This window comes from Bacillus sp. ChL18 (genome assembly GCF_026241425.1).
GTDB lineage: Bacteria > Bacillota > Bacilli > Bacillales > Bacillaceae > Bacillus > Bacillus velezensis.
Genome location: NZ_JAPHWE010000001.1, coordinates 443,942 through 466,163, shown reverse-complemented (window position 1 = coordinate 466,163; position 22,222 = coordinate 443,942). Strand labels below are relative to the sequence as shown.

General features: G+C 45.5%; 24 protein-coding genes. 7 read left to right on the top strand and 17 right to left on the bottom strand.

Features of this window, described 5'->3' with window-relative positions; translation table 11 throughout:
• Positions 1-28 precede the first annotated feature (28 nt).
• Both sodA and OQ477_RS02540 read right to left on the bottom strand, forming a co-directional pair.
• Complete coding sequence (sodA, locus tag OQ477_RS02545) at positions 29-634, bottom strand: superoxide dismutase SodA (RefSeq protein ID WP_003153025.1); 606 nt, start codon at positions 632-634, stop codon at positions 29-31.
• A 165-nt stretch (positions 635-799) separates the two neighbouring features.
• Positions 800-1,282, bottom strand: a complete 483-nt coding sequence (locus OQ477_RS02540; protein ID WP_015240226.1) for a DUF456 domain-containing protein — start codon at positions 1,280-1,282, stop codon at positions 800-802.
• A gap of 158 nt (positions 1,283-1,440) precedes the next feature.
• Here OQ477_RS02540 and OQ477_RS02535 point away from each other — a divergent pair, with 158 nt between their 5' ends.
• The 3 genes from OQ477_RS02535 to ispG all read left to right on the top strand — a co-directional run bounded on the left by OQ477_RS02535 (position 1,441) and on the right by ispG (position 3,850).
• On the top strand, positions 1,441-2,205 hold the full coding sequence (locus OQ477_RS02535; RefSeq protein WP_265971272.1) for a DUF1189 domain-containing protein: 765 nt from the start codon (positions 1,441-1,443) through the stop codon (positions 2,203-2,205).
• 91 nt (positions 2,206-2,296) lie between these two features.
• Positions 2,297-2,599, top strand: coding sequence for a LysM peptidoglycan-binding domain-containing protein (locus tag OQ477_RS02530; protein ID WP_025285006.1), 303 nt, complete (start codon positions 2,297-2,299; stop codon positions 2,597-2,599).
• A gap of 132 nt (positions 2,600-2,731) precedes the next feature.
• Positions 2,732-3,850, top strand: a complete 1,119-nt coding sequence (gene ispG / locus OQ477_RS02525) for a flavodoxin-dependent (E)-4-hydroxy-3-methylbut-2-enyl-diphosphate synthase (RefSeq protein WP_169510269.1) — start codon at positions 2,732-2,734, stop codon at positions 3,848-3,850.
• A 32-nt stretch (positions 3,851-3,882) separates the two neighbouring features.
• Here the strand turns inward: ispG and OQ477_RS02520 are convergent, their stop codons facing one another.
• Positions 3,883-4,260, bottom strand: a complete 378-nt coding sequence (locus tag OQ477_RS02520; protein WP_265971271.1) for a DUF308 domain-containing protein — start codon at positions 4,258-4,260, stop codon at positions 3,883-3,885.
• 133 nt (positions 4,261-4,393) lie between these two features.
• Here OQ477_RS02520 and OQ477_RS02515 point away from each other — a divergent pair, with 133 nt between their 5' ends.
• Positions 4,394-4,975 (top strand): nucleotidase, encoded by a 582-nt coding sequence (locus tag OQ477_RS02515; protein ID WP_007408297.1) that lies wholly within the window; start codon positions 4,394-4,396, stop codon positions 4,973-4,975.
• Positions 4,976-5,005: 30 nt separating this feature from the next.
• Here OQ477_RS02515 and OQ477_RS02510 read toward each other — a convergent pair whose 3' ends face one another.
• Entirely contained in the window at positions 5,006-5,416 is a 411-nt protein-coding gene (locus tag OQ477_RS02510; RefSeq protein ID WP_003153018.1) for a Fur family transcriptional regulator, read from the bottom strand.
• Between the two features lie 123 nt (positions 5,417-5,539).
• On the bottom strand, positions 5,540-6,421 hold the full coding sequence (locus OQ477_RS02505; RefSeq protein ID WP_007408296.1) for a YitT family protein: 882 nt from the start codon (positions 6,419-6,421) through the stop codon (positions 5,540-5,542).
• A 118-nt stretch (positions 6,422-6,539) separates the two neighbouring features.
• Here OQ477_RS02505 and OQ477_RS02500 point away from each other — a divergent pair, with 118 nt between their 5' ends.
• A complete protein-coding gene (locus tag OQ477_RS02500; protein ID WP_046559879.1) occupies positions 6,540-6,794 on the top strand; it encodes a DUF2624 domain-containing protein in 255 nt (84 codons plus the stop codon).
• A gap of 32 nt (positions 6,795-6,826) precedes the next feature.
• Here OQ477_RS02500 and OQ477_RS02495 read toward each other — a convergent pair whose 3' ends face one another.
• Both OQ477_RS02495 and OQ477_RS02490 read right to left on the bottom strand, forming a co-directional pair.
• On the bottom strand, positions 6,827-7,720 hold the full coding sequence (locus OQ477_RS02495; RefSeq protein WP_038459221.1) for a deoxyribonuclease IV: 894 nt from the start codon (positions 7,718-7,720) through the stop codon (positions 6,827-6,829).
• A gap of 11 nt (positions 7,721-7,731) precedes the next feature.
• Positions 7,732-9,048 carry a DEAD/DEAH box helicase gene (locus OQ477_RS02490; protein WP_015240227.1) on the bottom strand — a complete coding sequence of 439 codons (1,317 nt, stop codon included), beginning with the start codon at positions 9,046-9,048 and terminating at the stop codon, positions 7,732-7,734.
• Positions 9,049-9,213: 165 nt separating this feature from the next.
• Here OQ477_RS02490 and vrrA point away from each other — a divergent pair, with 165 nt between their 5' ends.
• Together vrrA and OQ477_RS02480 are read left to right on the top strand one after the other, a co-directional pair.
• Positions 9,214-9,909, top strand: coding sequence for a VrrA/YqfQ family protein (gene vrrA, locus OQ477_RS02485; protein ID WP_265971270.1), 696 nt, complete (start codon positions 9,214-9,216; stop codon positions 9,907-9,909).
• Positions 9,910-10,031: 122 nt separating this feature from the next.
• On the top strand, positions 10,032-10,976 hold the full coding sequence (locus OQ477_RS02480) for a 4-hydroxy-3-methylbut-2-enyl diphosphate reductase (RefSeq protein ID WP_029326068.1): 945 nt from the start codon (positions 10,032-10,034) through the stop codon (positions 10,974-10,976).
• A 20-nt stretch (positions 10,977-10,996) separates the two neighbouring features.
• Here OQ477_RS02480 and OQ477_RS02475 read toward each other — a convergent pair whose 3' ends face one another.
• The 10 genes from OQ477_RS02475 to glyQ all read right to left on the bottom strand — a co-directional run bounded on the left by OQ477_RS02475 (position 10,997) and on the right by glyQ (position 22,058).
• On the bottom strand, positions 10,997-12,118 hold the full coding sequence (locus tag OQ477_RS02475; protein ID WP_015240228.1) for a Nif3-like dinuclear metal center hexameric protein: 1,122 nt from the start codon (positions 12,116-12,118) through the stop codon (positions 10,997-10,999).
• Positions 12,111-12,815 (bottom strand): tRNA (adenine(22)-N(1))-methyltransferase, encoded by a 705-nt coding sequence (locus tag OQ477_RS02470; protein WP_265972408.1) that lies wholly within the window; start codon positions 12,813-12,815, stop codon positions 12,111-12,113. The genes OQ477_RS02475 and OQ477_RS02470 overlap by 8 nt, the downstream gene beginning before the upstream one ends.
• 125 nt (positions 12,816-12,940) lie before the next feature.
• Complete coding sequence (gene cccA, locus OQ477_RS02465; protein WP_003152999.1) at positions 12,941-13,303, bottom strand: cytochrome c550; 363 nt, start codon at positions 13,301-13,303, stop codon at positions 12,941-12,943.
• 349 nt (positions 13,304-13,652) lie between these two features.
• Positions 13,653-14,774, bottom strand: a complete 1,122-nt coding sequence (gene rpoD, locus OQ477_RS02460; protein WP_003152998.1) for an RNA polymerase sigma factor RpoD — start codon at positions 14,772-14,774, stop codon at positions 13,653-13,655.
• A 192-nt stretch (positions 14,775-14,966) separates the two neighbouring features.
• On the bottom strand, positions 14,967-16,778 hold the full coding sequence (gene dnaG, locus OQ477_RS02455) for a DNA primase (protein ID WP_007408290.1): 1,812 nt from the start codon (positions 16,776-16,778) through the stop codon (positions 14,967-14,969).
• A 21-nt stretch (positions 16,779-16,799) separates the two neighbouring features.
• Positions 16,800-17,306, bottom strand: a complete 507-nt coding sequence (locus OQ477_RS02450; RefSeq protein WP_007612647.1) for a YaiI/YqxD family protein — start codon at positions 17,304-17,306, stop codon at positions 16,800-16,802.
• Positions 17,307-17,561: 255 nt separating this feature from the next.
• Positions 17,562-18,374 (bottom strand): pyruvate, water dikinase regulatory protein, encoded by an 813-nt coding sequence (locus OQ477_RS02445; protein WP_003152991.1) that lies wholly within the window; start codon positions 18,372-18,374, stop codon positions 17,562-17,564.
• A gap of 25 nt (positions 18,375-18,399) precedes the next feature.
• Complete coding sequence (ccpN, locus tag OQ477_RS02440) at positions 18,400-19,038, bottom strand: transcriptional regulator CcpN (RefSeq protein WP_014470676.1); 639 nt, start codon at positions 19,036-19,038, stop codon at positions 18,400-18,402.
• Positions 19,039-19,138: 100 nt separating this feature from the next.
• Entirely contained in the window at positions 19,139-21,178 is a 2,040-nt protein-coding gene (glyS, locus tag OQ477_RS02435; RefSeq protein WP_265971269.1) for a glycine--tRNA ligase subunit beta, read from the bottom strand.
• A complete protein-coding gene (glyQ, locus tag OQ477_RS02430) occupies positions 21,171-22,058 on the bottom strand; it encodes a glycine--tRNA ligase subunit alpha (RefSeq protein WP_003152984.1) in 888 nt (295 codons plus the stop codon). The genes glyS and glyQ overlap by 8 nt, the downstream gene beginning before the upstream one ends.
• Between the last annotated feature and the right edge of the window lie 164 nt (positions 22,059-22,222).

The window sequence follows — 22,222 nt, the reverse complement described above, 5'->3', positions numbered from 1 at the left end:
CGGGAGACCTTGTGATCATTCAACTCAATTATTTTGCTTCGCTGTAAAGACGGGCAACTTCATCCCAGTTCACAACATTCCAGAAAGCTGAAATGTAATCAGGACGGCGGTTTTGGTAGTTCAGGTAGTAAGCGTGCTCCCAAACATCAAGACCGAGAACAGGTGTTTTACCCTCTGAAAGCGGTGAATCTTGGTTTGGCGTGCTTGTAATTTCAAGTTTGCCGTTGTTTACAACGAGCCAAGCCCAGCCTGAACCGAAACGGCCTGCAGCTGCTGCCGCGAATTTTTCTTTGAATTGATCGAAGCTTCCGAACGTGCTTTTGATCTCTTCAGCAAGCTCACCAGTCGGTTCGCCTCCGCCGTTCGGAGATAAAAGAGTCCAGAATAAAGAGTGGTTTGCATGTCCGCCGCCATTGTTGCGGACTGCCGTGCGGATGTCCTCCGGCACTGCGTTCAAATCAGCAACAAGCTCATCTACAGATTTCTCTGCAAGCGCTGATCCTTCGATCGCTTTGTTGAGGTTTGTCACGTATGTGTTATGGTGCTTCGTATGGTGAATCGTCATCGTTTCCTTATCGATATGAGGTTCTAAAGCATCATAAGCGTAAGGCAATTCTGGAAGTTTGTAAGCCATAATTTTTTCCTCCTTTAAATATATGTACTGAAATGCCGCTTAACGCGAACTTTTCTAATCTCAATGTAACAAAAGAAAGCGTGGTAATCAATGAAAAAGCTCACAATCCGGCGATTCCAGCAGACATATTACACTTTATCCGTTCACGGCCGAAATTAAACCTTTCTAAAGCACCGTCCATAAGAAATATCCGATCATAAAGAGCTGAATGACGCCTTTTGCCGCCACGCTTGTTAAAAAGCCGATTAACGAGCCGAGCCCCACTTTTGCCGCGGACTTGATATCCTTTTGATGAACAAACACCTCAGCGCAGAGAGCACCGATAAACGGGCCTAATATAATGCCCGCCACGGGAATAACGAAGGGCCCGATCAATAATCCGATCGTGCTTCCCCAGATTGCCGCCCTGCTTCCTCCGTACCTTTTAACGCCAAGTAAATTTGACACATAGTCAGCTGCGAATAAAACGGCCGCAAATACCGCCTCAATGAGCCAAAACAGGTAAGAATAAGGACTGAAGGAAAACAAAAATCCGTAGAGAAGAAAACCGGCCACAATAAAAATAACGCTTGGAATCACCGGATATACAAGTCCGATAAAAGCAATGACGAAGACCGCAATGATAATCAGCCAATACAAAACACTCATGACAAAAACACCCTCCTTTGTTTTGCGGGCGATCACAGCTTCCCGCTTTATCTTATTATGTATGATTCCTTATCACCGCTTTAAATACTCTCACTTGTGTTCATCCCCTGTGAACGATACAATAAGCAACATATACCAGTTTAGGCTAGGAAGTGAAGATGTTGAACATATTTACGGCTTTATTGAAAAGTACATACTCTCCGGCGGATGTTGCAAAAACACGGTTTCAGGGGATAGGAAAAGCGATCCTTTATGTATTTTTGCTGTCTGTCCTTTTTACGCTGCCAAGCGCTTATTACCTTTGCTCCGGCACCGTAAACTCAATGAACGGTTTCAAAACCGTGTTAAAGAAAGATTTCCCTGATTTCAGCATTTCAAACGGAGAATTGCAGACGAAAGCGTCCGCCTCTAAGGAAACGGAAGCGAACGGCTTTGTCATCGTGTTTGATCCGACAGATGCTTACGGCGCGAAACAAATAGCGGCGAAACAAAACGCGATCGGCATTTTGAAAAATAAAATGGTGCTTGCTGTAGACGGACAGGCGACAGAAATGAATTATTCGCTGATGCCTGCTGATATCACAAAAAAAGAAATCATATCAGCATTAAACCAAAATAAAACAATGATCGTCACCGTCCTGTCCGTTTTGCTGTTCATCATGACAGCGGCCGGAAAATTCATTGAAGTATCATTTCTCGCCGTCATCGGCCTGATATTGAAAAATGCGCAAAGAAAGACATTGAATTACCAGCAGCTCTGGAAGCTTTCGGCTTATTCCATTACACTTTCGACCATATTCTTTACGATCATGCGCGCGCTTGTTATTACAGTGCCGAGTGAATTTTTAGTGAATTGGTTTGTAAACTTTATCATCCTTTTCCTCGTCTTAAAAGAGATACCGCCAAGAAAAACAGCTGTGTAACAAAGACTGCCCCCGGCGGTCTTCTTTTTTGTCATGAACAAAATGGGACAAGCATACAATGAAGTAAAAATGTATGCGGGAGGCGGTTGGAATGAAGCGGCTTACTTTTGTATTCGGCAGTTTATTTGTGATATTCATTATCTTTTACGATCTTAAAATCGGCACGATCCCTTCTCAAGACCTTCCAGCATACGCAGCGGCGGCACAGCCAGCAAAACAGGAAGCTTCATACAGAACGGTTACGGTCAAAAAAGGCGATACGGTGATGTCGATAGTCGGCGCACATAAAGCGCCTGATGATATTGCACAAGATTTTGAAGCGCTGAATCCGAATGTAAAAGCAAACGCCATTCGGGCAGGCACCGCTTATAAATTCCCCGTCTACCGCAATTAAACGTTAATTTCTTGTCAGTTCGGCAAATACACTGTTACAATATAACATGTAAATAGAAGTTGCCTGACATGTAAAAGGCTCAGCCTGCAAAAGCGGTAACTACAATTAAGGAGCGATTGACAAGTGAGTGAAATCACACATCGTACAAAAACGCGTCCCGTCAAAGTGGGACCTTTAACAATAGGCGGAAATAACGAAGTCGTTATTCAGAGTATGACGACGACCAAGACACACGACGTAGAAGCAACAGTTGCGGAAATCAACCGCTTAGCCGAAGCCGGCTGCCAAATTGTCCGAGTGGCATGTCCGGACGAACGCGCTGCTAACGCGATTGCCGACATCAAAAAACAAATTTCCATCCCTCTCGTTGTCGATATTCATTTTGACTACAAGCTTGCATTAAAAGCAATTGAGGGCGGCGCCGACAAAATCAGAATCAACCCGGGTAACATCGGCCGGCGCGAAAAAGTGGAAGCCGTCGTAAAAGCGGCGAAAGAAAAAGGAATTCCGATCCGGATCGGCGTAAACGCGGGTTCTTTGGAAAAACGCATTTTAGAAAAATACGGCTATCCGACTGCTGACGGAATGGTTGAGAGTGCGCTTCATCATATCAAAATCCTGGAAGACCTTGACTTTCACGACATCATCGTCAGCATGAAAGCGTCTGACGTCAATCTCGCCATCGAAGCATACGAAAAAGCGTCAAAAGCATTTGATTATCCGCTTCACCTCGGAATTACAGAATCGGGCACGCTGTTTGCCGGAACGGTAAAAAGCGCGGCCGGACTCGGAGCGATTTTAAGCAAAGGAATCGGAAACACGCTCCGGATCTCACTGAGCGCCGACCCGGTTGAAGAAGTAAAAGTAGCCAGAGAACTGCTGAAATCATTCGGTCTCGCTTCAAACGCGGCTACGCTTATTTCATGCCCGACATGCGGACGGATCGAAATTGATCTCATCAGCATCGCAAATGAAGTGGAAGAATACATTTCTAAAGTCAAAGCGCCGATTAAAGTAGCGGTTCTCGGATGTGCCGTTAACGGACCGGGCGAAGCAAGAGAAGCCGATATCGGGATTGCCGGCGCGCGCGGCGAAGGACTTCTTTTCCGCAAAGGCCAAATCGTCCGCAAAGTTCCTGAAGAAACCATGGTCGAGGAGCTGAAAAAAGAAATCGACAAGCTGGCAGAAGAACACTACGCAAAGCTTGAAGCGGAAAAAGCAAAAGCAGAACAAGAAACACAAAAAGCTTGACGGATATTCCGCCAAGCTTTTTTTGCGTTGTGTTAAAAAAACGGTGTAATGAAGATGCCGAGCACAAGCGAAACAATACCGATTCCCATCGCCCATCCGCCTAAAGCGCCTGCTCCTCTTCTTCTGGCGATATAGCCGACGATAATGCCGCATGCCCCTAATAAAACAGGGAGCACAAACAGGGAAATGATAGAAATAGCCAATGCTGCATACCCTATCCCCCGGCCTTCACTTACTCCGTCCCGGTTATCATCACGGTCTGCTGTCCGGTCAGAAGCACGATATGGCTCTGAGATTTCAGCCGCTGTTTCTTCTGAATAAACATCACGCGTGATATCGGTTCCTTCCGATCCATGATCCACATAGTAGTCGTTGCCTTTTCGATTTTCGTAATCGTATGCCACCTTCAATTCCCCCTTTTTCTTTTATGAAAGGAGCTTTTTTAGTTTCCGCGTTTTTTACGGATTCATGTTTGCTAAACTTTTCTGGTATTGTTAATTGTTTATGTTACACTTGAAGGGATGAATTTATAGGAGTGTGGACATGTTACGGTTAGGTATAGATATTGACGGCACAGTTACGGCACAGGATACATTTGTCCCTTATTTAAACCGCTCATTTCATCTTTCCATTACCTTGGATGATATGACTGATTATGATCTGACGAAGCTTTTGAACATTACAGACGAGGAATTTTGGGAATGGATGAACGTTCATGAAGCAGCCATATATAAAGAAGCGAAGCTCGCGGAATTTGCCAAGCAGGCACTGGACGGACTGAAAGAAGAGCACCGTCTGATCTACATTACGGCAAGACGCGGCCACTTAGAAGATGTTACGCTGGACTGGTTTGCAAACCGGGACATTCATTACGATCACATTGAGCTTGTCGGAGGCCATCACAAAGTGGAAGCCGTCAAAAAACACGGCATTGATTTATTTTTCGAAGATCACCACGGCAATGCGACAATGATCGCAAAAGAAGCAGGCATTCCGGTTATCCTTTTTAACTCCCCATATAATCAGCTCCCCATCGATTCCAATATTATCAGGGTGCAGAATTGGCTTGAAGCCGTCGCCTGGATTAATAAAAACAAACACAGCTTCCAGCATGTTAAAAGCTGAAAAAAACCTCCTGTATAAGCAGGAGGTTTTTTATCGGCACGCCGGACAGGTGCCGTAAATTTCAAACTTATGGCCGCTGATTTCATACCCTTCCAAATCATCGTGCAGCTTATCCATCGGACAGGACTCAATTTCCTTCGTTTTCCCGCAGGTTAAACAGATAAAATGGTGATGATGATGGGTATAAGAGCATGTAAAACGGAACAGTTTTTCTCCGGAAAGCTCCGTCGTTTCCAAAATGCCGAGTTCTTCATATAACGAAAGATTTCTGTATATGGTATCAAAGCTCAGACCCGGATAGTCGTCATTTAATGCGGCAAGCACGTTTTTGGCGGTCAGATATTTATCAGAATCAGCAAAAAGCTGCAGCATGTCTTCTCGCTTACTCGTATATTTATACCCTTTTTCTTTCAGCAGGTTCAACGCTTCTTGTACGTTCATGAGGACCTCCCCTTTACAACACGGTATCGCTCCAAAAAGAAAATGGCAGCTGTCTGAACAGCAGGCCATTTTCTTATGATGTATCAAATTATACCTATAAAATGATGAAAAGTAAATGAAAGCCTAGTGAATCGCGGTTTTGAACTTACCGCCTCTCGTTTCATGGGTATTCATAATCGTAATAAAGGCGTTTTTATCAATTTCAAACACAATGGATTTCAATTTAGTCACTTCAAGCCTTGTCACGACCGCGTAAATGACTTCTTTGGTTTCATCTGTATATCCGCCTTTTCCCTGAAGCTTGGTGGTTCCCCGTCCAAGCCGGTGCAATATAGCATCTGAGATCTCAGCATATTGCTCTGCAACAATAATGACCGCTTTTGTTTCATCAAGCCCCTGGATGACGGCGTCAATCGTTTTCATGGCAATATAATAAGTCATGAAAGAATACATTGCCTGCTCCGGACCGAACACAAAACCGGCCCAAATGAAAATAAACACATTGATGAGCATAACGAATTCCCCGACTGAAAAGGGCAGCTTTTTCGTGAGAAGGATACCGAGGATTTCAGTACCGTCCATCGAGCCTCCGTTTCGGATGACAAGGCCTACCCCGAAACCGAGCAAAAGCCCGCCGAATACCGTCGCCAAAATAGGCTGGGTTGTAATGGCCTCCACATGGTGCAATGAGGATTCAATCAGCGCTAAACCGACGATTCCGATAACAGTAGAGATGAGAAATGTTTTTCCGATATATTTATATCCGAAAATCATAAATGGAATGTTGAGTAACACAACGAATAAGGCGAAATTGAGGAGGGGATTGGACATAAAGAGGTGGTCTAAAATTAATGAAACACCGATAATGCCTCCGTCGATGAAATTATTAGGGACCAGAAACAATTCAATACTTACGGCGGCTGAACCCGCCCCGATCAGAATCATAATGACCCTGAAGATAAAGTGTAAAAATGATTCTCTTTTATGCTGTTTATTTGGGGTCATAAAATCTCCTTTCCTATAATAACTATTTTAAACAGTAAGCAACTTTATTTTACCATTAAAAGCTGTAACATTTTAATGATCTGCTCAATACATTATGTCTAAAGAGGTGAAAGTATCGATGATTTTAATACAAAGAATTATTTTGCAGCGGCTCAATCAAGTCACTGCGGACGATCTGCTGAAATATTCCAAGCAATACGGAATCAGCATTACAAGAAGTCAAGCGGCTGAGGTAGCGGCTCTGATGCAAGGAAAAAACATCAATATTTTTGATGAACAGGAGCGGCTGCGCCTGCTGAAAAAAGTGGAAACGATAACCTCAAAAGAAACGGCGCGGAAAGTTGACGAACTTTTCAATCAATTCTCAGGGTAAGAAAGGAGGGACACCCGCCCCTCCTTTCTTTCTTATTGAGCTGATATTTTTTCAAGAAGCTCCTTATCAAACTGTTTTTCTTTCAGCATTTCGATTTCAAAACGGTACGGCGGCTTCTTATTTTTCTTGTCTTCGCCTACATACGGTGTTTCGAGGATTTTCGGAATATCGGCAAGCTGCTCGTGATGAACGATGTACTGCAGAGCGTCAAAACCGATCTCTCCGAACCCGATATTTTCATGGCGGTCTTTCCGGGCGCCTTTAATATTTTTACTGTCGTTAACATGAAGGACTTTTATCCGATCGATGCCGACGATTTTATCAAACTCGTTAAGAACACCGTCAAAATCATTAGCGACATCATACCCGGCGTCATGGGTGTGGCAAGTGTCAAAGCAGACGGATAGATGTTCATTATGCGTGACTCCCGCAATGATCTCGGCCAGCTCTTCAAAGCTTCTCCCGCATTCTGATCCTTTGCCCGCCATTGTCTCCAGCGCAATCTGCACGTTTTGCTCGGGAACAATCACTTCGTTTAGACCTTCAATGATTTTTTTGATGCCCGTTTCAGCTCCGGCTCCGACATGCGCTCCTGGATGAAGCACGATCTGTCTCGCGCCGATCGCTGCTGTTCTTTCAATTTCAGAACGCAGAAAATCAACGCCCAGCTCAAATGTTGCCGGATTTGTCGTATTTCCGATGTTAATGATGTACGGCGCATGCACGACAATCTCGTCGATACCGTTTTCCTTCATATGGGCGCGGCCCGCTTCGATATTCAAGTCTTCAATTTTTTTGCGGCGCGTGTTTTGGGGAGCGCCCGTATAGATCATAAATGTATTCGCCCCGTACGAAACAGCTTCCTTGCTTGCGGCAAGGAGCATATGTTTTCCGCTCATTGAGACGTGTGAACCTATTTTCAGCAACCCGATTCCCCCTACTTTCCTCTGTTAGATTGGTTTCTTCTCTGCTTCTTTTTAATTTTTTCCATTTCGTAGCTCATTTTCTTTTTATAGCCCGGCTTTACTTTTTTCGGCTTTTTCACGAGGCGTTTCGCAATTTGGTCAGCCTCATTTGCCGTCTTTTTGCGATTTTTACGGCGGTGGCGGTCATCGCCTTTCTTCCATTCGCCGTTTACAAGCTCCGCATAGTCAAACACAATGCCCATCTTTTCAAGTCTTGCGAGCGCATCTTCGTCAGAAAGCTCATAAATGGTCAGTGCTTGGCCTGATGAACCGGCGCGTGCAGTTCTTCCGACACGGTGAACATAAAAATCCAAATCGTCCGGAAGCTCGTAGTTGATGACGTGGCTTACGCCTTTAATGTCAATTCCTCTAGCCGCAAGGTCTGTCGCAATGACATAAGTGAACTCCAGATCATTAATCTGCTTCATTACCTTCTTACGCTCACGCGGCGTTAATCCCCCGTGCAGAAGACCGACCCTCATGCCTTTTTCAGTCAGGTATTTCGCAATATGGTCAGCCGTGTTTTTCGTATTTGCAAACACAATGCCCAGATAAGGGTTCAGATGAGACATCATATCAAAAAGCAGTTTGTCTTTATCACGCTGTTTAGAAGGAACCAACACATGTTCAATCTTTTCGGCTGTGATTCTTTTCGGCTCAACATGCGCATACTTCGGATTTTCCATATACTTTTTCAAAAACGGCTTCAGCTTTTCCGGAATCGTAGCTGAGAACACAAGCATCTGAAGTTCTTCCGGCATACGCGATCCGATGTAATCAACGTCTTCTAAAAAGCCCATATCAAGCATCAGATCAGCTTCGTCAATGACGAGAGACTGCGCTTTATAGACGTTCAATGCCTGCGCCTTAATCAGATCCGCGATCCGGCCCGGCGTTCCGACGACGAGATGAGGCTGTGTTTTCAGCTTATCAATTGATTTTTGCTTGTCCGTCCCGCCGATGAAGCATTTTGTCCGGATCGGCTCATCTTCCGCACCCTGTGTGATCTTGAGCGCTTCCTGATGAATCTGATTGGCAAGCTCTCTCGTCGGCGCCGTGATAACAGCCTGTACCGTATCAGAACCCGGATCAATCCGATTCAGAATAGGCAATAAATAGGCGTGGGTTTTCCCCGTTCCCGTCTGTGACTGCCCGATCACGCTTTCGTTTTTCAGTACGGCAGGTATCAGACGCTTTTGAATATCTGTCGGTTCATAAAAACCAAGGCGGTGAACTGCATCTATAATAAACGGTTTTAAGTTGTATCCATCAAATTTAGTTTCTTTCATTTTTCCCAGCTCCTTAAAGCGGCACATTCTGTGTCCATCATCACATTATAACCGATTTTACTTAAAAACACCATGTCTTGGGGGAATCCTGTTTTCGAGACAGAAAAGCAAATGCCCCCTCCGATGCATATTGTAATAGCAGAGAGACAGAAAGGAGGTACAAGTATGTTTCCACAGCAGCCGATGAGAAATATGGCGCAGCAGGGACGGCCGTTTATGAATCCGCGCATGATGATGGGAGGAAGACCGTCATTGCCGGGCCGGCAGCTGATGCAGCAGGGACGGCAGCTTTTCCCTCAGCAGCAGATTGCCGGAGCGGGCCTGAGAAACGCAGGCACGGGCGGCGGAGGGGGCTTAAAAGGGATGCTTTCCCGTTTTTTACCCGGTTCAGGAGGAGGAAGCGCTGCCGCGTCGGCACCGGCGGCGGCCAGCGGAGGAGCAGGTGCAGGACTGCAGGGAATACAGAACCTGGCAAGTCCGGCATCCCTGTCGAGCATGCTCGGCAACGTTCAGAAGGTGCTCGGCGTGGCGCAGCAGGTTACGCCGATGATCCAGCAGTACGGTCCTTTAGTACGGAGTCTGCCCGCCATGATGAAGCTTTACAGCCAATTAAGCAGCAGTGATGACGAGAATGAATCTGACGAGACGAAAGAAACAGACGAACCGGACAAAAAGGATGAAGCTGAAAAAACAGCTGAAACAGAAGATGAAACCAAATCAGACGCCTCATCCAAAACATCAAAGAAGACGTCCGAAAAAGCATCCGCTTCAAAAGAAAAAGACGCCGCACAGGCAGACTCAGCGGAACAGCCGCGTCCAAAAAGAACATCGGGCAGATCAAAGCCGAAATTATATATTTAACATTCTTTGATATCTCACGAAAGATTAGCTATAATGAGATCAGAAGAATGCAAGATTTGAGCCGTTTAACTACGGCTTTTTATATTGCCTCTACACTCACTTTTGATAGGAGGACATCTACATTGGACGTTATCAAAATATCGCCGCGCGGCTACTGTTACGGCGTTGTTGATGCCATGGTCATAGCCAAAAACGCGTCACTCGATAAAACACTGCCAAGACCTATATATATACTGGGAATGATTGTTCATAATAAGCATGTCACAGATGCGTTTGAGGAAGACGGCATTTACACGCTTGACGGCACAAACCGTCTGGAGATTTTAAAGCAGGTGGAAAAAGGAACCGTTATTTTCACGGCTCACGGGGTATCTCCGGAAGTAAGAAAAGCCGCTGAGGAAAAAGGGCTTGTTACGATTGACGCCACATGCCCGGACGTCACGAAAACACATGACTTAATCCGAAAAGTAAAAGCTGAAGGCTATCACGTCATATACATCGGTAAAAAAGGCCACCCCGAGCCTGAAGGAGCCGTCGGCGTCGCTCCTGAAATCGTTCATCTTGTTGAAACAGAGGAAGACGTGAGAAATCTCGATATTCAGGCTGAGAAATTAATCGTTACAAACCAAACGACAATGTCCCAGTGGGACGTCCACGATATTATGGAATCAGTCAAAGAAAAGTACCCGTACGTGCAATACCATCAGGAAATCTGCCTGGCCACACAGGTTCGTCAAGAAGCTGTATCAGAGCAGGCAAAAAAAGCGGACTTAACCATTGTTGTCGGTGATCCGAAAAGCAATAACTCCAACAGACTGGCGCAAGTGTCAGAAGAAATCGCCGGAACAAAAGCCTACCGAATCGGAGACATCAGTGAACTGAAGCTCGAATGGCTGAAAGACGTCAATACCGTCGCCGTTACCGCAGGCGCATCAACACCGACACCGATTACAAAGGAAGTCATCCGCTTTTTAGAGCAGTTTGACCACAACGATGAATCGACATGGCAGCTTGAACACAGTGTGCCGCTTAAAAAAATCCTTCCGAAAGTAAAAATAAAAAACTGAGGCCCGAGGCCTCAGTTTTTTTATAAGAAGGTAAATGGGTTTGTATCTGTTTCGGAAGCGAAAATGCGCACATCATAGTTTTTCTCTCCGGCCATTGCCGTAAGCTTCTCAGCCGTGCCTTTTCTCATGATCTTTTCAGCATAATGCCCCGGGTCCACGACGTTTAATCCCATCATCATCGCATCATGCGCTACATGGAAATAAAGATCGCCCGTCACGTAAACATCTGCACCCTTCCGCTTTGCCTGATAAATATATTTATTTCCGTCACCGCCAAGAACCGCGACTTTTTTCACCTTGCTGTTTCGCTCTCCGACCATCCGGACTCCGTTAACGTCAAACTTTTCTTTCACAAACAGCGCAAACTCTTCAAGCGTCATATCTTGCTGAAGTTTTCCGATGCGGCCGAGCCCTTTTTCAAGCGGAGACTGCTCCACCGGATAAATATCATATGCCACCTCTTCATACGGATGGCTTTTTTTCAGCGCTTTTACGACGGTTTTCTCCATACTTGCCGGAAAAACGGTCTCAAGTCTCACTTCATGGACGAGCTCCAGTTCTCCCGTCTGTCCGATAAACGGTTCTGCCCCGTCCAGCGGCTTAAAGCTGCCGATTCCCTCAGAGGAGAACGCGCAATGGCTGTAATTGCCGATATGTCCCGCTCCGGCGTTGCCAAGTGCAGTTCTTACAGCTTCTTCATAGTCTTTCGGAACATATACGGCAAGCTTTTTCAGCGGGTCCGAATATGTCGGGACGAGCACCTCTGTGTCTGTCAGGCCGAGAGCTTCGGCAAGCAGATCGTTCACACCGCCGTCCGCTACATCAAGATTCGTATGAGCCGCATATACGGCAATATCATGCTTTATACATTTCTCAATCAGTCTTCCGCCAGGCTGATCAGTGGTGATCTGTTTAAGCGGCCGAAAAATCGGCGGATGGTGGGCGATAATTAAGTCAACTTTTTTCTCAATGGCTTCATCTACCGTTTGTTCCAGAACATCCAATGTCACCATGACATTTTTCACCGGCTTATTCAATGTACCGATCTGCAGACCGATTTTATCTCCTTCCACCGCAAAAGCCTTCGGTGAAAATTGTTCAAACAGCTGGATGATTTCCTGTCCGTTCACATGTTTAGGCATGTCCGATTACCTCCTTCAGCAGAGAAATCCGCTCTTTCAATTCAGCTAATTTTTCATAATTTTCATGCTTTGCGCTGCGGCTGATCTGTTCATAAATTTGTTCAGTATGCTTAAGTTCCTGGCTCCATTTCCGAAGAAACACTTCATTCCTCTCTTTTAATAAAAACGGACCCGCAAGCATTCCGGCAGCCATCGGCACGTCCCGATACGGCGCATCACGGTCGCCAGTTTCCGCAACGAGGATTTCATAACACTTTCCGTCTTCTTCGAGAATCACTTCATCAATCAGTTCATAGCCTTCCTGATACAGCCACTCTCTTATATGAACGGCATGAATATTCGGCTGCAGAATCAGCCGTTCACGCCCCGTCAATTTCGTTTTTCCGGACTCCAAAATATGAGCGATCAGCGCTCCGCCCATGCCAGCGATTGTAATGGCGCCGGCTTCTCCTTTTTCAAGGACGCTCAGCCCGTCACCTTTCCTTACGGAGATAAGAGTGCTTAAGTCCAGTTTTTCCACCTGCTGTTTGGCGGATAGAAACGGTCCGTCTGTAATTTCACCGGCGATTGCCCGGCTTGCCAAATGATTCAAAACGGCATAGCAAGGAAGATACGCGTGGTCCGATCCGATATCAGCAACCAGGGCACCCGGAGGGATATATTCCGCCACAGACTGCAATCTTTTAGATAACTTCATTTCATTCACAATATCACAACTTTTCTCAGGTTCTTTTTCCTTTACTATCATATAAAAAAACCGCCCGGAATCCAAGCGGCGGATAGAGTTTTTCATATGTCTTTTATATAGGGACCGGTAAAGCTTTATTTAATGTCAGAAACCCATTTTGCCATGTCATCCAGCTTTTCGGCCGGCACAAGGCCCGCGGGCATCCCGTTGCCGCCTTTTTCAATTTTTGTTTTAATCTCAGCGACATCTTTTCTTTTGCCGACGCCTTTTAAGTTCGGCCCTGACACACCTTCATAGTTTTCCCCGTGACATGTGATGCAGTTCGCTTTATAAATCTCTTCAGGTGATGCGTTTGCAGTTTCCTTCTCGGCATTTTTGCTTTCACCGCCGCTTGCGATCTGATGCGCATCTCCATTGCCTTTTACAGCTAAAAAGAAAGTCAGCCCTATTCCCAGCACTGCAATGAGCAAAAAAGGAATCAGCGGATTCCACTTCATATCTCCATCCCCCTTTTTCATTCTCCCCCTATGTAAACACTTCTAATTCTAACTTATTTTTACAAAAAGTAAATGGTCTTGCTCAGCAATTTCAGTGATTTCACAATTTATACAAAAAGAAAAATAACTGTCTTGTTTATCACAAAATTATCTTTATTCTATTGTATAATGAATTGTATACGCTTACAATAAAGAATATAAATAAACTTATCTCATTTTCCCCCTTTCAGGACATGCCGCATTTTTTCCGAACTCATTTGCAAAACATATGCTTATCCAGTAAAATAAAGGTATATTATCCATATATCTTATACATAAAAAAGAACGGATCAAAAAGACCCGTTCCATTCTATTCGAGAAAATCCTTCAGACGTTTGCTTCTGCTCGGATGTCTCAATTTGCGAAGCGCTTTTGCTTCAATTTGGCGAATACGCTCTCTCGTTACTCCAAACACTTTGCCGACTTCTTCCAAAGTTCTTGTGCGTCCGTCATCCAGACCGAAACGGAGACGCAGCACGTTTTCTTCACGATCTGTCAACGTATCCAGCACATCTTCCAGCTGTTCTTTTAAAAGCTCATATGCCGCATGATCCGACGGAGATGTCGCTTCCTGGTCTTCGATGAAGTCACCGAGATGTGAGTCGTCTTCTTCACCGATCGGCGTTTCTAAAGAAACAGGCTCTTGAGCAATTTTTAATATTTCACGGACTTTTTCAGGTGTAAGATCCATGTCTTCAGCAATCTCTTCCGGTGTCGGCTCTCTGCCAAGATCCTGAAGAAGCTGACGCTGCACCCGGATTAATTTGTTGATGGTTTCCACCATGTGAACCGGGATACGGATTGTTCTCGCCTGGTCAGCGATGGCGCGTGTAATCGCCTGTCTGATCCACCAAGTCGCATACGTACTGAATTTATATCCTTTACGGTAGTCAAACTTCTCGACTGCTTTCATGAGACCCATGTTTCCTTCTTGGATCAAGTCTAAGAAAAGCATGCCGCGGCCGACATACCGTTTAGCAATGCTGACAACTAAACGAAGGTTTGCTTCAGCCAGTCTGCGTTTAGATTCCTCGTCACCCTCTTCAATTTTTTGAGCGTAGGTGATTTCTTCTTTAGCAGAAAGAAGATTTACCCGTCCGATTTCCTTAAGGTACATGCGGACTGGATCATTGATCTTTACGCCAGGCGGTACGCTGAGGTCATTAAGGTCAAATTCTTCTTCGGCTTTGGCAAGCTGTTGAATATTAGGATCTTCCGTTTCTTCATTTTCACTAATTAATTCAACACCTTGTTCTCCTAAAAATTCATAATACTCATCCATTTGGTCTGATTCAATTTCAAAGCTGGACATGCGTTCAGCAATTTCTTCATATGTTAAAACGCCACGTTTTTTTCCAGTTTCAGTAAGCTGCTCTTTTACCTGGTCTAATGTAAGTTCTGTTTCTGTTTCGTGGGTTTGTTTATCAGCCATTATGGATCCCTCCTTCCAAAGCTTGCAACGAATTCTAAAAGCGGTATGTTTCTTATCCGACCCGGAAGCCTTCTCTCTTTTTCAGCATGCAGGGCTGCGGATAATAAATGACAATTCATGATGAGGTTAAGCGATCTATTTGCTCCTCCGCAAGGAATCATTGCCAATCAGAACGCAAGCCTCTTTGTGGTGTTACTTTAATGATCGGTTCAATGCAACAATTTCTTGAGCCAGAGACGCAGCTTTCACGAAGTCTTTCTGCCTCTCCGCATCCGCTCTTTCTGCTTCTTTTTCCTTTATCATTGACCATTTTCGGTGATCCAACACTTTTTTTACGTAATCGGATAACTCGGCCTCTGAGAGCTCCTCGTTTACTTGGAGCATCCCTATATCTGAAAGCAGCTGGCTGATTTCCTCATCCTGCATTCTCGCCATAAGATGCTGCGGCGTCATGTCAGCGCCCTCTTCATATACAGCGTACAGGTATGCTGCCAGCGCACGATGTCCGTCAATGTTAAATTCAAAGCCGACACGCTCAATCACTTTCTTTATGACGTTTCGGTCTCTCAGCATATGAGCGAGCAGAAGTCTTTCCGCGTTCTCATAGGCGGGACGGAGACGGCGCCGTTTCGCTTTTGTCGTCACCCGGGCCCGTCTTGTCTGCGGTTCGGCGTTTTTGTCGCCGGGGGCGTTTTGTCTGGCGTAGATGGAAAGCTGTTCCGTCAAAGACTCTACCGAAAGAGAAAATTCCGAGGCGAGCTGCTTCACATACATTTCCTGCTCAAGCGACCCGGAAAGAGCGCTGATTTCTTTCAGCACTTCTTTCATGTAAGCGAGCCGGTCTCCTTCGTCAGATAAGTTTTTCCCTTTGCGGAAATACTGCATTTTAAAAGCCATGACCGTAACGCTTGCATCAATGATATCGGTCCGGAATTTTTCTCCGCCCCGGGTTCTGATATAATCATCAGGATCAAGCCCGTCAGGCAGCATGCTTACTCTTACCTTACAATCGGCTTTCTGGAGCAGGCCGGCCGCTTTCAGCGTAGCTTCGTACCCGGCTTTATCCGAATCGTAGCAGAGAATGACCTCCTGAACATTTCTCCTGAGGATTTTCACATGCTCTTCGGTGAGCGACGTTCCCATTGTGGCGATACTTTCTTTTACGCCTGAGCTGACGGCGGATATGACGTCAGCGAAGCCTTCAAACAGAACGGCTCTCTCCTCTTTCCTGATCGGCAGGCGTGCCTTATGAAAGTTATACAGCAGCTTAGATTTATGAAACAGCGGCGTTTCCGGGCTGTTCATATATTTCGGCTGCTGGCTTCCGAGCGCCCTTCCTGAAAAAGCCGCCACGGCTCCGTGGTGATCATGAATGGGAAACATAATTCTGTTTCTGAAACGGTCAAAATACCCGCTGCCGTCTTCCCTTCTGATCAGCAGACCCGCTTTTTCCATCAGTTCTTCCTCAAAACCGCGCTTTTTCAAGAATTTCGTCATGAAATCCCAGGAATCCAGCGCGTAGCCGATTTCAAACTCATCTATGAGCTCTTTCGTAAAACCCCTTGATAAAAGGTAATCTAACGCTTCCTGGCCTTCCTTTGTATTTATTAGCAAATGATGGTAAAATTTCTTCAGAAGCTCGTGGGCTTCCGCCATCTTCTGCTCTCCGGAAGATTCAGGCCTGGATGCAGAGTGAATCGTTATATCATCAGGGAAATCAATCTGATATTTATCCGCAAGGTGAGAAACAGCTTCCGTAAATGAATAGCCTTCCATCTGCCGTAAGAAAGAGAAAACGTTCCCGCCCGCACCGCATCCGAAGCAATGAAAGATCTGCTTATCGCTGGAGACGGAAAACGAGGGCGTGTTTTCTCCGTGAAACGGACAGAGCCCAAAGTAGTTGCGGCCTTGCTTTTTCAATTGGACATAATCACCTATGACTTCAACAATGTCTGCTGACTGCTGCACCTGATTAACTACTTCATCTGGTATGCGGTTTCCCATCTTATAACACTCCGTCGTACATTATTCGATGCTTTGATTTGAAATCCCTTCATCATTCGACAGGATTTTTTTAAGCAGGGTAACAAATCGATTCCGATCTTCTTTATTTAATTTTTTAGGTCCTTTGGAATGAATGCCGCTTCTTCTCATTTTGCCTGACATATGACGGCTCATCAGAGCGAAGTCAATCGTGTCTTCAGTATAAGAACGGCCCCTTTCCGATAAGACGGCAATATTTCTGTTCAGCAAAAGAGAGGCTAAACCGATATCCTGCGTGACTACGACGTCTCCCGATCTCACATGGTTTGCGATATATAAATCTGCCGCTTCTTTATGAGGATCAACGTATACCCAGTTCTCGTCTTTGCTTCTGGAAAGCTGGTAGTGTTCAAATGATGCGACGAAAATAACCCGAACGCTGTATTGCGATGCAATGAGCATTATTTCCTCTTTTACGGGGCATGCGTCTGCATCGACAAAAATCGTCTTTTCTTTTTCATTTAGAAGACTAATTCTCCATCCCTCCATCAATCTCCTGCATAAAAACAAGCGAAATCGCATATGCTCCATGACTGCGGATCTATTTTGAGCTTTGTCGAAAAATTTCCGGGAGTTATTCTTGACATCTTACCCATAATAGTTTATTCGTATCACACGAAGCTTAAACCTAAAAATAAACATTTTATCACAATTTTTTATTATAATACAAACTTCGCGAAGATGCCATCCTTTTTGTTTATTCCCTATTTGCATACCCAAAAACCCAGGATAAAGCGTCCTGAGTTATCGGCCCTTTGTTTTGAGATGATGAATGATGTTCGCTGTTTCCTCGACCGCTTTATTCGAAACGTCAACGACTTGGCAGCCGATCCGGTCCACGATTTTCTCAAAATACTCCAGCTCTTCTTTAATTCTGTTGATATTGGCGTAAATGGCTTTGTCATTTAAGCCGAGAGATTTTAACCGTTCTTTTCGTATATGGTTCAGTTTATCAGGGCTGATTTTTAAGCCGATGCATTTTTTCGGATCAACGCTGAACAGTTCTTCCGGCGGATCGACCTCAGGAACGATCGGCACATTGGCCACTTTCAGACGCTTATGGGCAAGATATTGTGATAATGGGGTTTTAGACGTTCTGGATACTCCGAGCAGGATGATATCGGCTTTTAAAATGCCTCTTGGATCCCTGCCATCGTCATATTTGACGGCAAACTCGATCGCCTCGACCTTTTTGAAATAATCTTCATCAAGCTGGCGGACGCGGCCCGGTTCATATTTGGCGGTCAGACCGTAAGCCGATTCCATTTTATCGATGAGCGGACCGATAATATCGTAATACAGCACATTCGCTTTTTCCGCTTGTTCAACCAGGTATTTGCGCATTTCAGGAACAACGAGCGTAAAACAAATAATGCCGCCGTCCGCTTTGGCGAGAGACACGACTTCATTAATGGTGCCGATATCTTCCACATAAGGTATTCTTCTGATATGCGTATCATCGGCTGAGCCGTTAAACTGGCTGAGCGAGGCTTTTACAACGAGTTCGGCGGTTTCTCCGACTGAGTCTGATACTACATAAATGATGCGATTGTCCATGTTATCCCCCCGTTAGTTTTCAAGCTTATATGATTTCATTTTCTGATAAACTGACAAGTATCTTAGTCATGTTCGTTTTGGTAAACCGGCCGATGACCTCAAAGCCTTTATCCGTATCTTTAATAACGGGCAGGGCATCGATCTGTTTTTCAATTAAAAACTTGGCGATGTCCATCACATAATCGTCACGCCGGCAGACGGCGATATTCGGCATTCTTGTCATGATAATATGAACCGGTATTGAGGCAAGTTCCTGCTGGCCGATGCTCGCCCGCAGCAAATCTTTGCGTGACAGCACACCGACTAAGACAGCATCACGATCTACGACAAATAACGTGCCGACATCTTCTAAAAACATGGTGCAGATGGCATCGTATACCGAGACATTCTCATTGATGACAACAGGGATCGATTGAAAATCTTTCACTTGCAGCTTTTTCAGTTTATCCGCAAGGAGCTGATTTCCCGTTTTCCCCGTATAAAAATAACCGACCCGCGGACGGGCCTCTAAGAAGCCTGACATGGTGAGTATGGCCAAGTCCGGCCGCAGCGTGGCCCTCGTTAAATTGAGCTGTTCTGCGATATGCTCTCCGGTAATCGGGCCGTTTTCCTTTACAATCTGTAAAATTTGTTCTTGCCGTTTATTTAATTCGATCGTACTCACCACCTTTATGGAAGGGTTTCTTTATCTATGTTTTCATTCTGTGATGTTTATGTAAAAGGGGAAAAGACGATTGCCGATCACACAGCAACCGTCTTTTTCTTTATTTTACAATAAGATGATTCATATTAGCAAAAGACTTGATCACATCTGCAAGAGCGGTCATTTGCGCTAAACGGTTGGTTTTTAATGTTTCATCGTCCGCATTTACCATCGTGTGATTAAAGTAGTCTTCGATCGGCTCCTTTAATCCGCTGAGCACAGCAAGCGCCTGTTCATAGTTTTTGGAGGCAAAGCTTTCCGCGACACTGTCTTTTGTTTTTTGATAAGCGTCAAACAGCTTTTTCTCCTGTTCATTTTCAAACAGATCCGGCTTGATATCGCGGCTCTCGCCTTTTTTGCTGATGGAGATGACCCGGCCGAGTGATTCAGCCGTTTCTTTAAAGCCGGGTGCGCCGAGGTGCTTCTCAAGCACTCTTGCCTTATGAACGGCTGCATACGGCTCAAGCTCTGTGCTGTCCAGAACGGCTTCAATAACGTCATGACGGATGTCTTCAGCGTTTAAGACGTATTTCAGACGCTGTGTAAAGAAATCGAGGAGCTCATTTTCTTTTTCCGTTTCTGTCAATGACAGCAGCTCTTTAAACGAAATGCCCCAGTTGCGGTCGATCAGAATGGAAACGATGCCGCTTGCCTGACGGCGCAATCCGTACGGGTCCTGAGAACCTGTCGGAATCACGTCAATGCTGAAGAAGGAAGCAATCGTGTCCAGTTTATCAGCTAACGCCACAACCGCGCCGGTAAAGGTTGAAGGCACTTCTCCCCCGGCCGCTCTCGGCATATAATGCTCATTGACAGCGGCAGCGACGGCATCATCTTCACCGAGCATGCGCGCATATTTTTCTCCCATCACGCCTTGAAGCTCTGGGAACTCATAGATCATATGTGTAACCAGGTCAAATTTAGAAATCTCTGCGGCGCGCTTCACAAGTTTTTGCGACTGTTCATCCGCTTTCAGACGGACAGCAAGTTTGCCCGCAATGGCGGCCACTCTTCTTACTTTATCTCCAAGGGAGCCGAGCTCTTCATGGAAAACGATATTTTCAAGTTTTTTCACGTTTTCATCAATGTTCAGCTTTTGGTCTTCTTTGTAGAAGAACGCAGCATCTGAAAGCCTTGCTCTCAGCACTTTCTCGTTTCCGCGGGCAACATTTTCAATTGCATGGCTGTTCCCGTTTCTTACCGTAATAAAATGAGGCAGCAGATTCCCGTTTTCATCTTTTACCGGAAAGTAGCGCTGATGCTCTTTCATTGTGGTTACAAGCACTTCTTCAGGGATAGAAAGAAATTCGGATTCAAAAGATCCGTAAAGCGCTGTCGGGTATTCCACCAGATGGTTGACTTCGTTCAGCAGATCCTCATCGATCGGAATATTCCATTTCTTCTCGGCCGCAAGCGCGTCCAGCTGGCTTTGGATCATTTGTTTGCGTTCTTTCGGGTCAGCAATGACGCTTTGTTCTTTCAGCAGCTTTTCGTATGATGCCGGTGCATCAACGGATACTTCTTGGCCGAGAAAGCGGTGTCCCTGTGTTCGCCGGCCCGTCTCTACATTTGTGATTTCAAACGGAATGACATCTTTTCCAAAGAGAGCGGCAATCCATTTGATCGGACGGATATAGCGCAGATCCTGCGTGCCCCAGCGCATGTTTTTCGGAAAATGCATTCCGGCAATCAAATTTTCCAGCTGCGGTAAAAGTGTTTTCGTCTCTTGTCCCGCCTGGAATTTTTGAACGAAGACATATTCCGTGCCGTTTACATCTTTTATATACAGGTCATCCACTCCGGCGCCTTGGCCTTTTGAAAATCCGATAGCGGCTTTTGTCCAGTTTCCGTCAGCATCCTGAGCGATTTTTTTCGCCGGGCCTTTTGCTTCTTCCTGAATATCAGCCTGTTTTTCTGCTACGTCTTTTATATATACTGCCAGACGTCTCGGCGTATTAAAAAGTTTCACTTCGCCGTGGGCGATATTTTTTTCAGCCAGCCACTCGGTCAGCTTTTCACCGAGTTGCACCATGCTGTCATGTAAAAACCGCGCCGGCATTTCCTCGAGTCCGATCTCTAAAAGCAAGTCTTGTTTACTCATGGGAAGAGCCCTCCTCTTTAAGCATTGGGAACCCTAATTTTTCCCTTTCTTCATAATACGTTTTTGCCACTTTTCTCGCTAAGTTGCGGACACGGCCGATATAACCCGTCCGCTCCGTCACCGAGATCGCGCCTTTTGCATCGAGCAGATTAAATGTGTGAGAGCATTTCAGCACATAATCATAGGCCGGATGCACGAGCCCGTTATCCATTTGTCTGATCGCTTCTTTTTCATAGGTGCTGAACAAATGGAAAAGCATATCCACGTCAGATGTTTCAAAAGTATAAACGGAATGCTCATATTCAGCCATCATAAATAAATCTTTCACAGTAAATCCTGACGTCCATTCAAGATCAAAGACGTTTTCTTTATCCTGAATATATGACGCGAGACGTTCAATACCATATGTGATCTCAACGGATACCGGTTTACATTCAATTCCGCCCACCTGCTGGAAGTATGTAAACTGAGTAATTTCCATCCCGTCAAGCCATACTTCCCAGCCGAGACCTGCACAGCCTAAAGACGGGTTTTCCCAGTTGTCTTCTACGAAACGGATATCATGTTCAAGCGGGTCAATGCCAAGCGCACGCAATGAATCAAGGTAAAGCTCTTGAATGTTATCAGGCGACGGCTTGATAATGACTTGGAATTGGTGATGCTGATAGAGCCTGTTCGGGTTTTCACCGTACCGTCCGTCAGCAGGCCGTCTGGACGGCTCAACGTAAGCCACTCTCCACGGTTCCGGCCCGATGCTTCGTAAAAATGTATACGGGCTCATTGTGCCTGCGCCTTTCTCCACATCATACGACTGCATGAGCACACAGCCTTCATTCGACCAGTGCTTCTGCAAGGTTAAAATCATATCTTGAATGTTCATTTCAAGCACCTCCACTTTCTCCATTCTTTTACAAGTGCGGCGGCAACCAAAAAACTCCCGTCTCTATGCTTGCCGGCCGCAAACATAGGGACGAGAGTTCTCCCGCGGTTCCACCCTAGTTGCTGAGGATGTGAATCACTCAGCCTCTTTTTAAAGGGTTGCTC

Excerpts from the sequence above, each read along its gene's own strand:
- sodA (WP_003153025.1), bottom strand. The coding sequence starts at position 634 with ATGGCTTACAAACTTCCAGAATTGCCTTACGCTTATGATGCTTTAGAA.
- OQ477_RS02540 (WP_015240226.1), bottom strand. The coding sequence starts at position 1,282 with ATGAGTGTTTTGTATTGGCTGATTATCATTGCGGTCTTCGTCATTGCT.
- OQ477_RS02535 (WP_265971272.1), top strand. The coding sequence starts at position 1,441 with ATGTTGAACATATTTACGGCTTTATTGAAAAGTACATACTCTCCGGCG.
- OQ477_RS02530 (WP_025285006.1), top strand. The coding sequence starts at position 2,297 with ATGAAGCGGCTTACTTTTGTATTCGGCAGTTTATTTGTGATATTCATT.
- OQ477_RS02515 (WP_007408297.1), top strand. The coding sequence starts at position 4,394 with ATGTTACGGTTAGGTATAGATATTGACGGCACAGTTACGGCACAGGAT.
- OQ477_RS02510 (WP_003153018.1), bottom strand. The coding sequence starts at position 5,416 with ATGAACGTACAAGAAGCGTTGAACCTGCTGAAAGAAAAAGGGTATAAA.
- OQ477_RS02505 (WP_007408296.1), bottom strand. The coding sequence starts at position 6,421 with ATGACCCCAAATAAACAGCATAAAAGAGAATCATTTTTACACTTTATC.
- OQ477_RS02500 (WP_046559879.1), top strand. The coding sequence starts at position 6,540 with ATGATTTTAATACAAAGAATTATTTTGCAGCGGCTCAATCAAGTCACT.
- OQ477_RS02490 (WP_015240227.1), bottom strand. The coding sequence starts at position 9,048 with ATGAAAGAAACTAAATTTGATGGATACAACTTAAAACCGTTTATTATA.
- vrrA (WP_265971270.1), top strand. The coding sequence starts at position 9,214 with ATGTTTCCACAGCAGCCGATGAGAAATATGGCGCAGCAGGGACGGCCG.
- OQ477_RS02475 (WP_015240228.1), bottom strand. The coding sequence starts at position 12,118 with ATGCCTAAACATGTGAACGGACAGGAAATCATCCAGCTGTTTGAACAA.
- OQ477_RS02470 (WP_265972408.1), bottom strand. The coding sequence starts at position 12,815 with ATGAAGTTATCTAAAAGATTGCAGTCTGTGGCGGAATATATCCCTCCG.
- cccA (WP_003152999.1), bottom strand. The coding sequence starts at position 13,303 with ATGAAGTGGAATCCGCTGATTCCTTTTTTGCTCATTGCAGTGCTGGGA.
- rpoD (WP_003152998.1), bottom strand. The coding sequence starts at position 14,774 with ATGGCTGATAAACAAACCCACGAAACAGAAACAGAACTTACATTAGAC.
- dnaG (WP_007408290.1), bottom strand. The coding sequence starts at position 16,778 with ATGGGAAACCGCATACCAGATGAAGTAGTTAATCAGGTGCAGCAGTCA.
- OQ477_RS02450 (WP_007612647.1), bottom strand. The coding sequence starts at position 17,306 with ATGGAGGGATGGAGAATTAGTCTTCTAAATGAAAAAGAAAAGACGATT.
- OQ477_RS02445 (WP_003152991.1), bottom strand. The coding sequence starts at position 18,374 with ATGGACAATCGCATCATTTATGTAGTATCAGACTCAGTCGGAGAAACC.
- glyS (WP_265971269.1), bottom strand. The coding sequence starts at position 21,178 with ATGAGTAAACAAGACTTGCTTTTAGAGATCGGACTCGAGGAAATGCCG.
- glyQ (WP_003152984.1), bottom strand. The coding sequence starts at position 22,058 with ATGAACATTCAAGATATGATTTTAACCTTGCAGAAGCACTGGTCGAAT.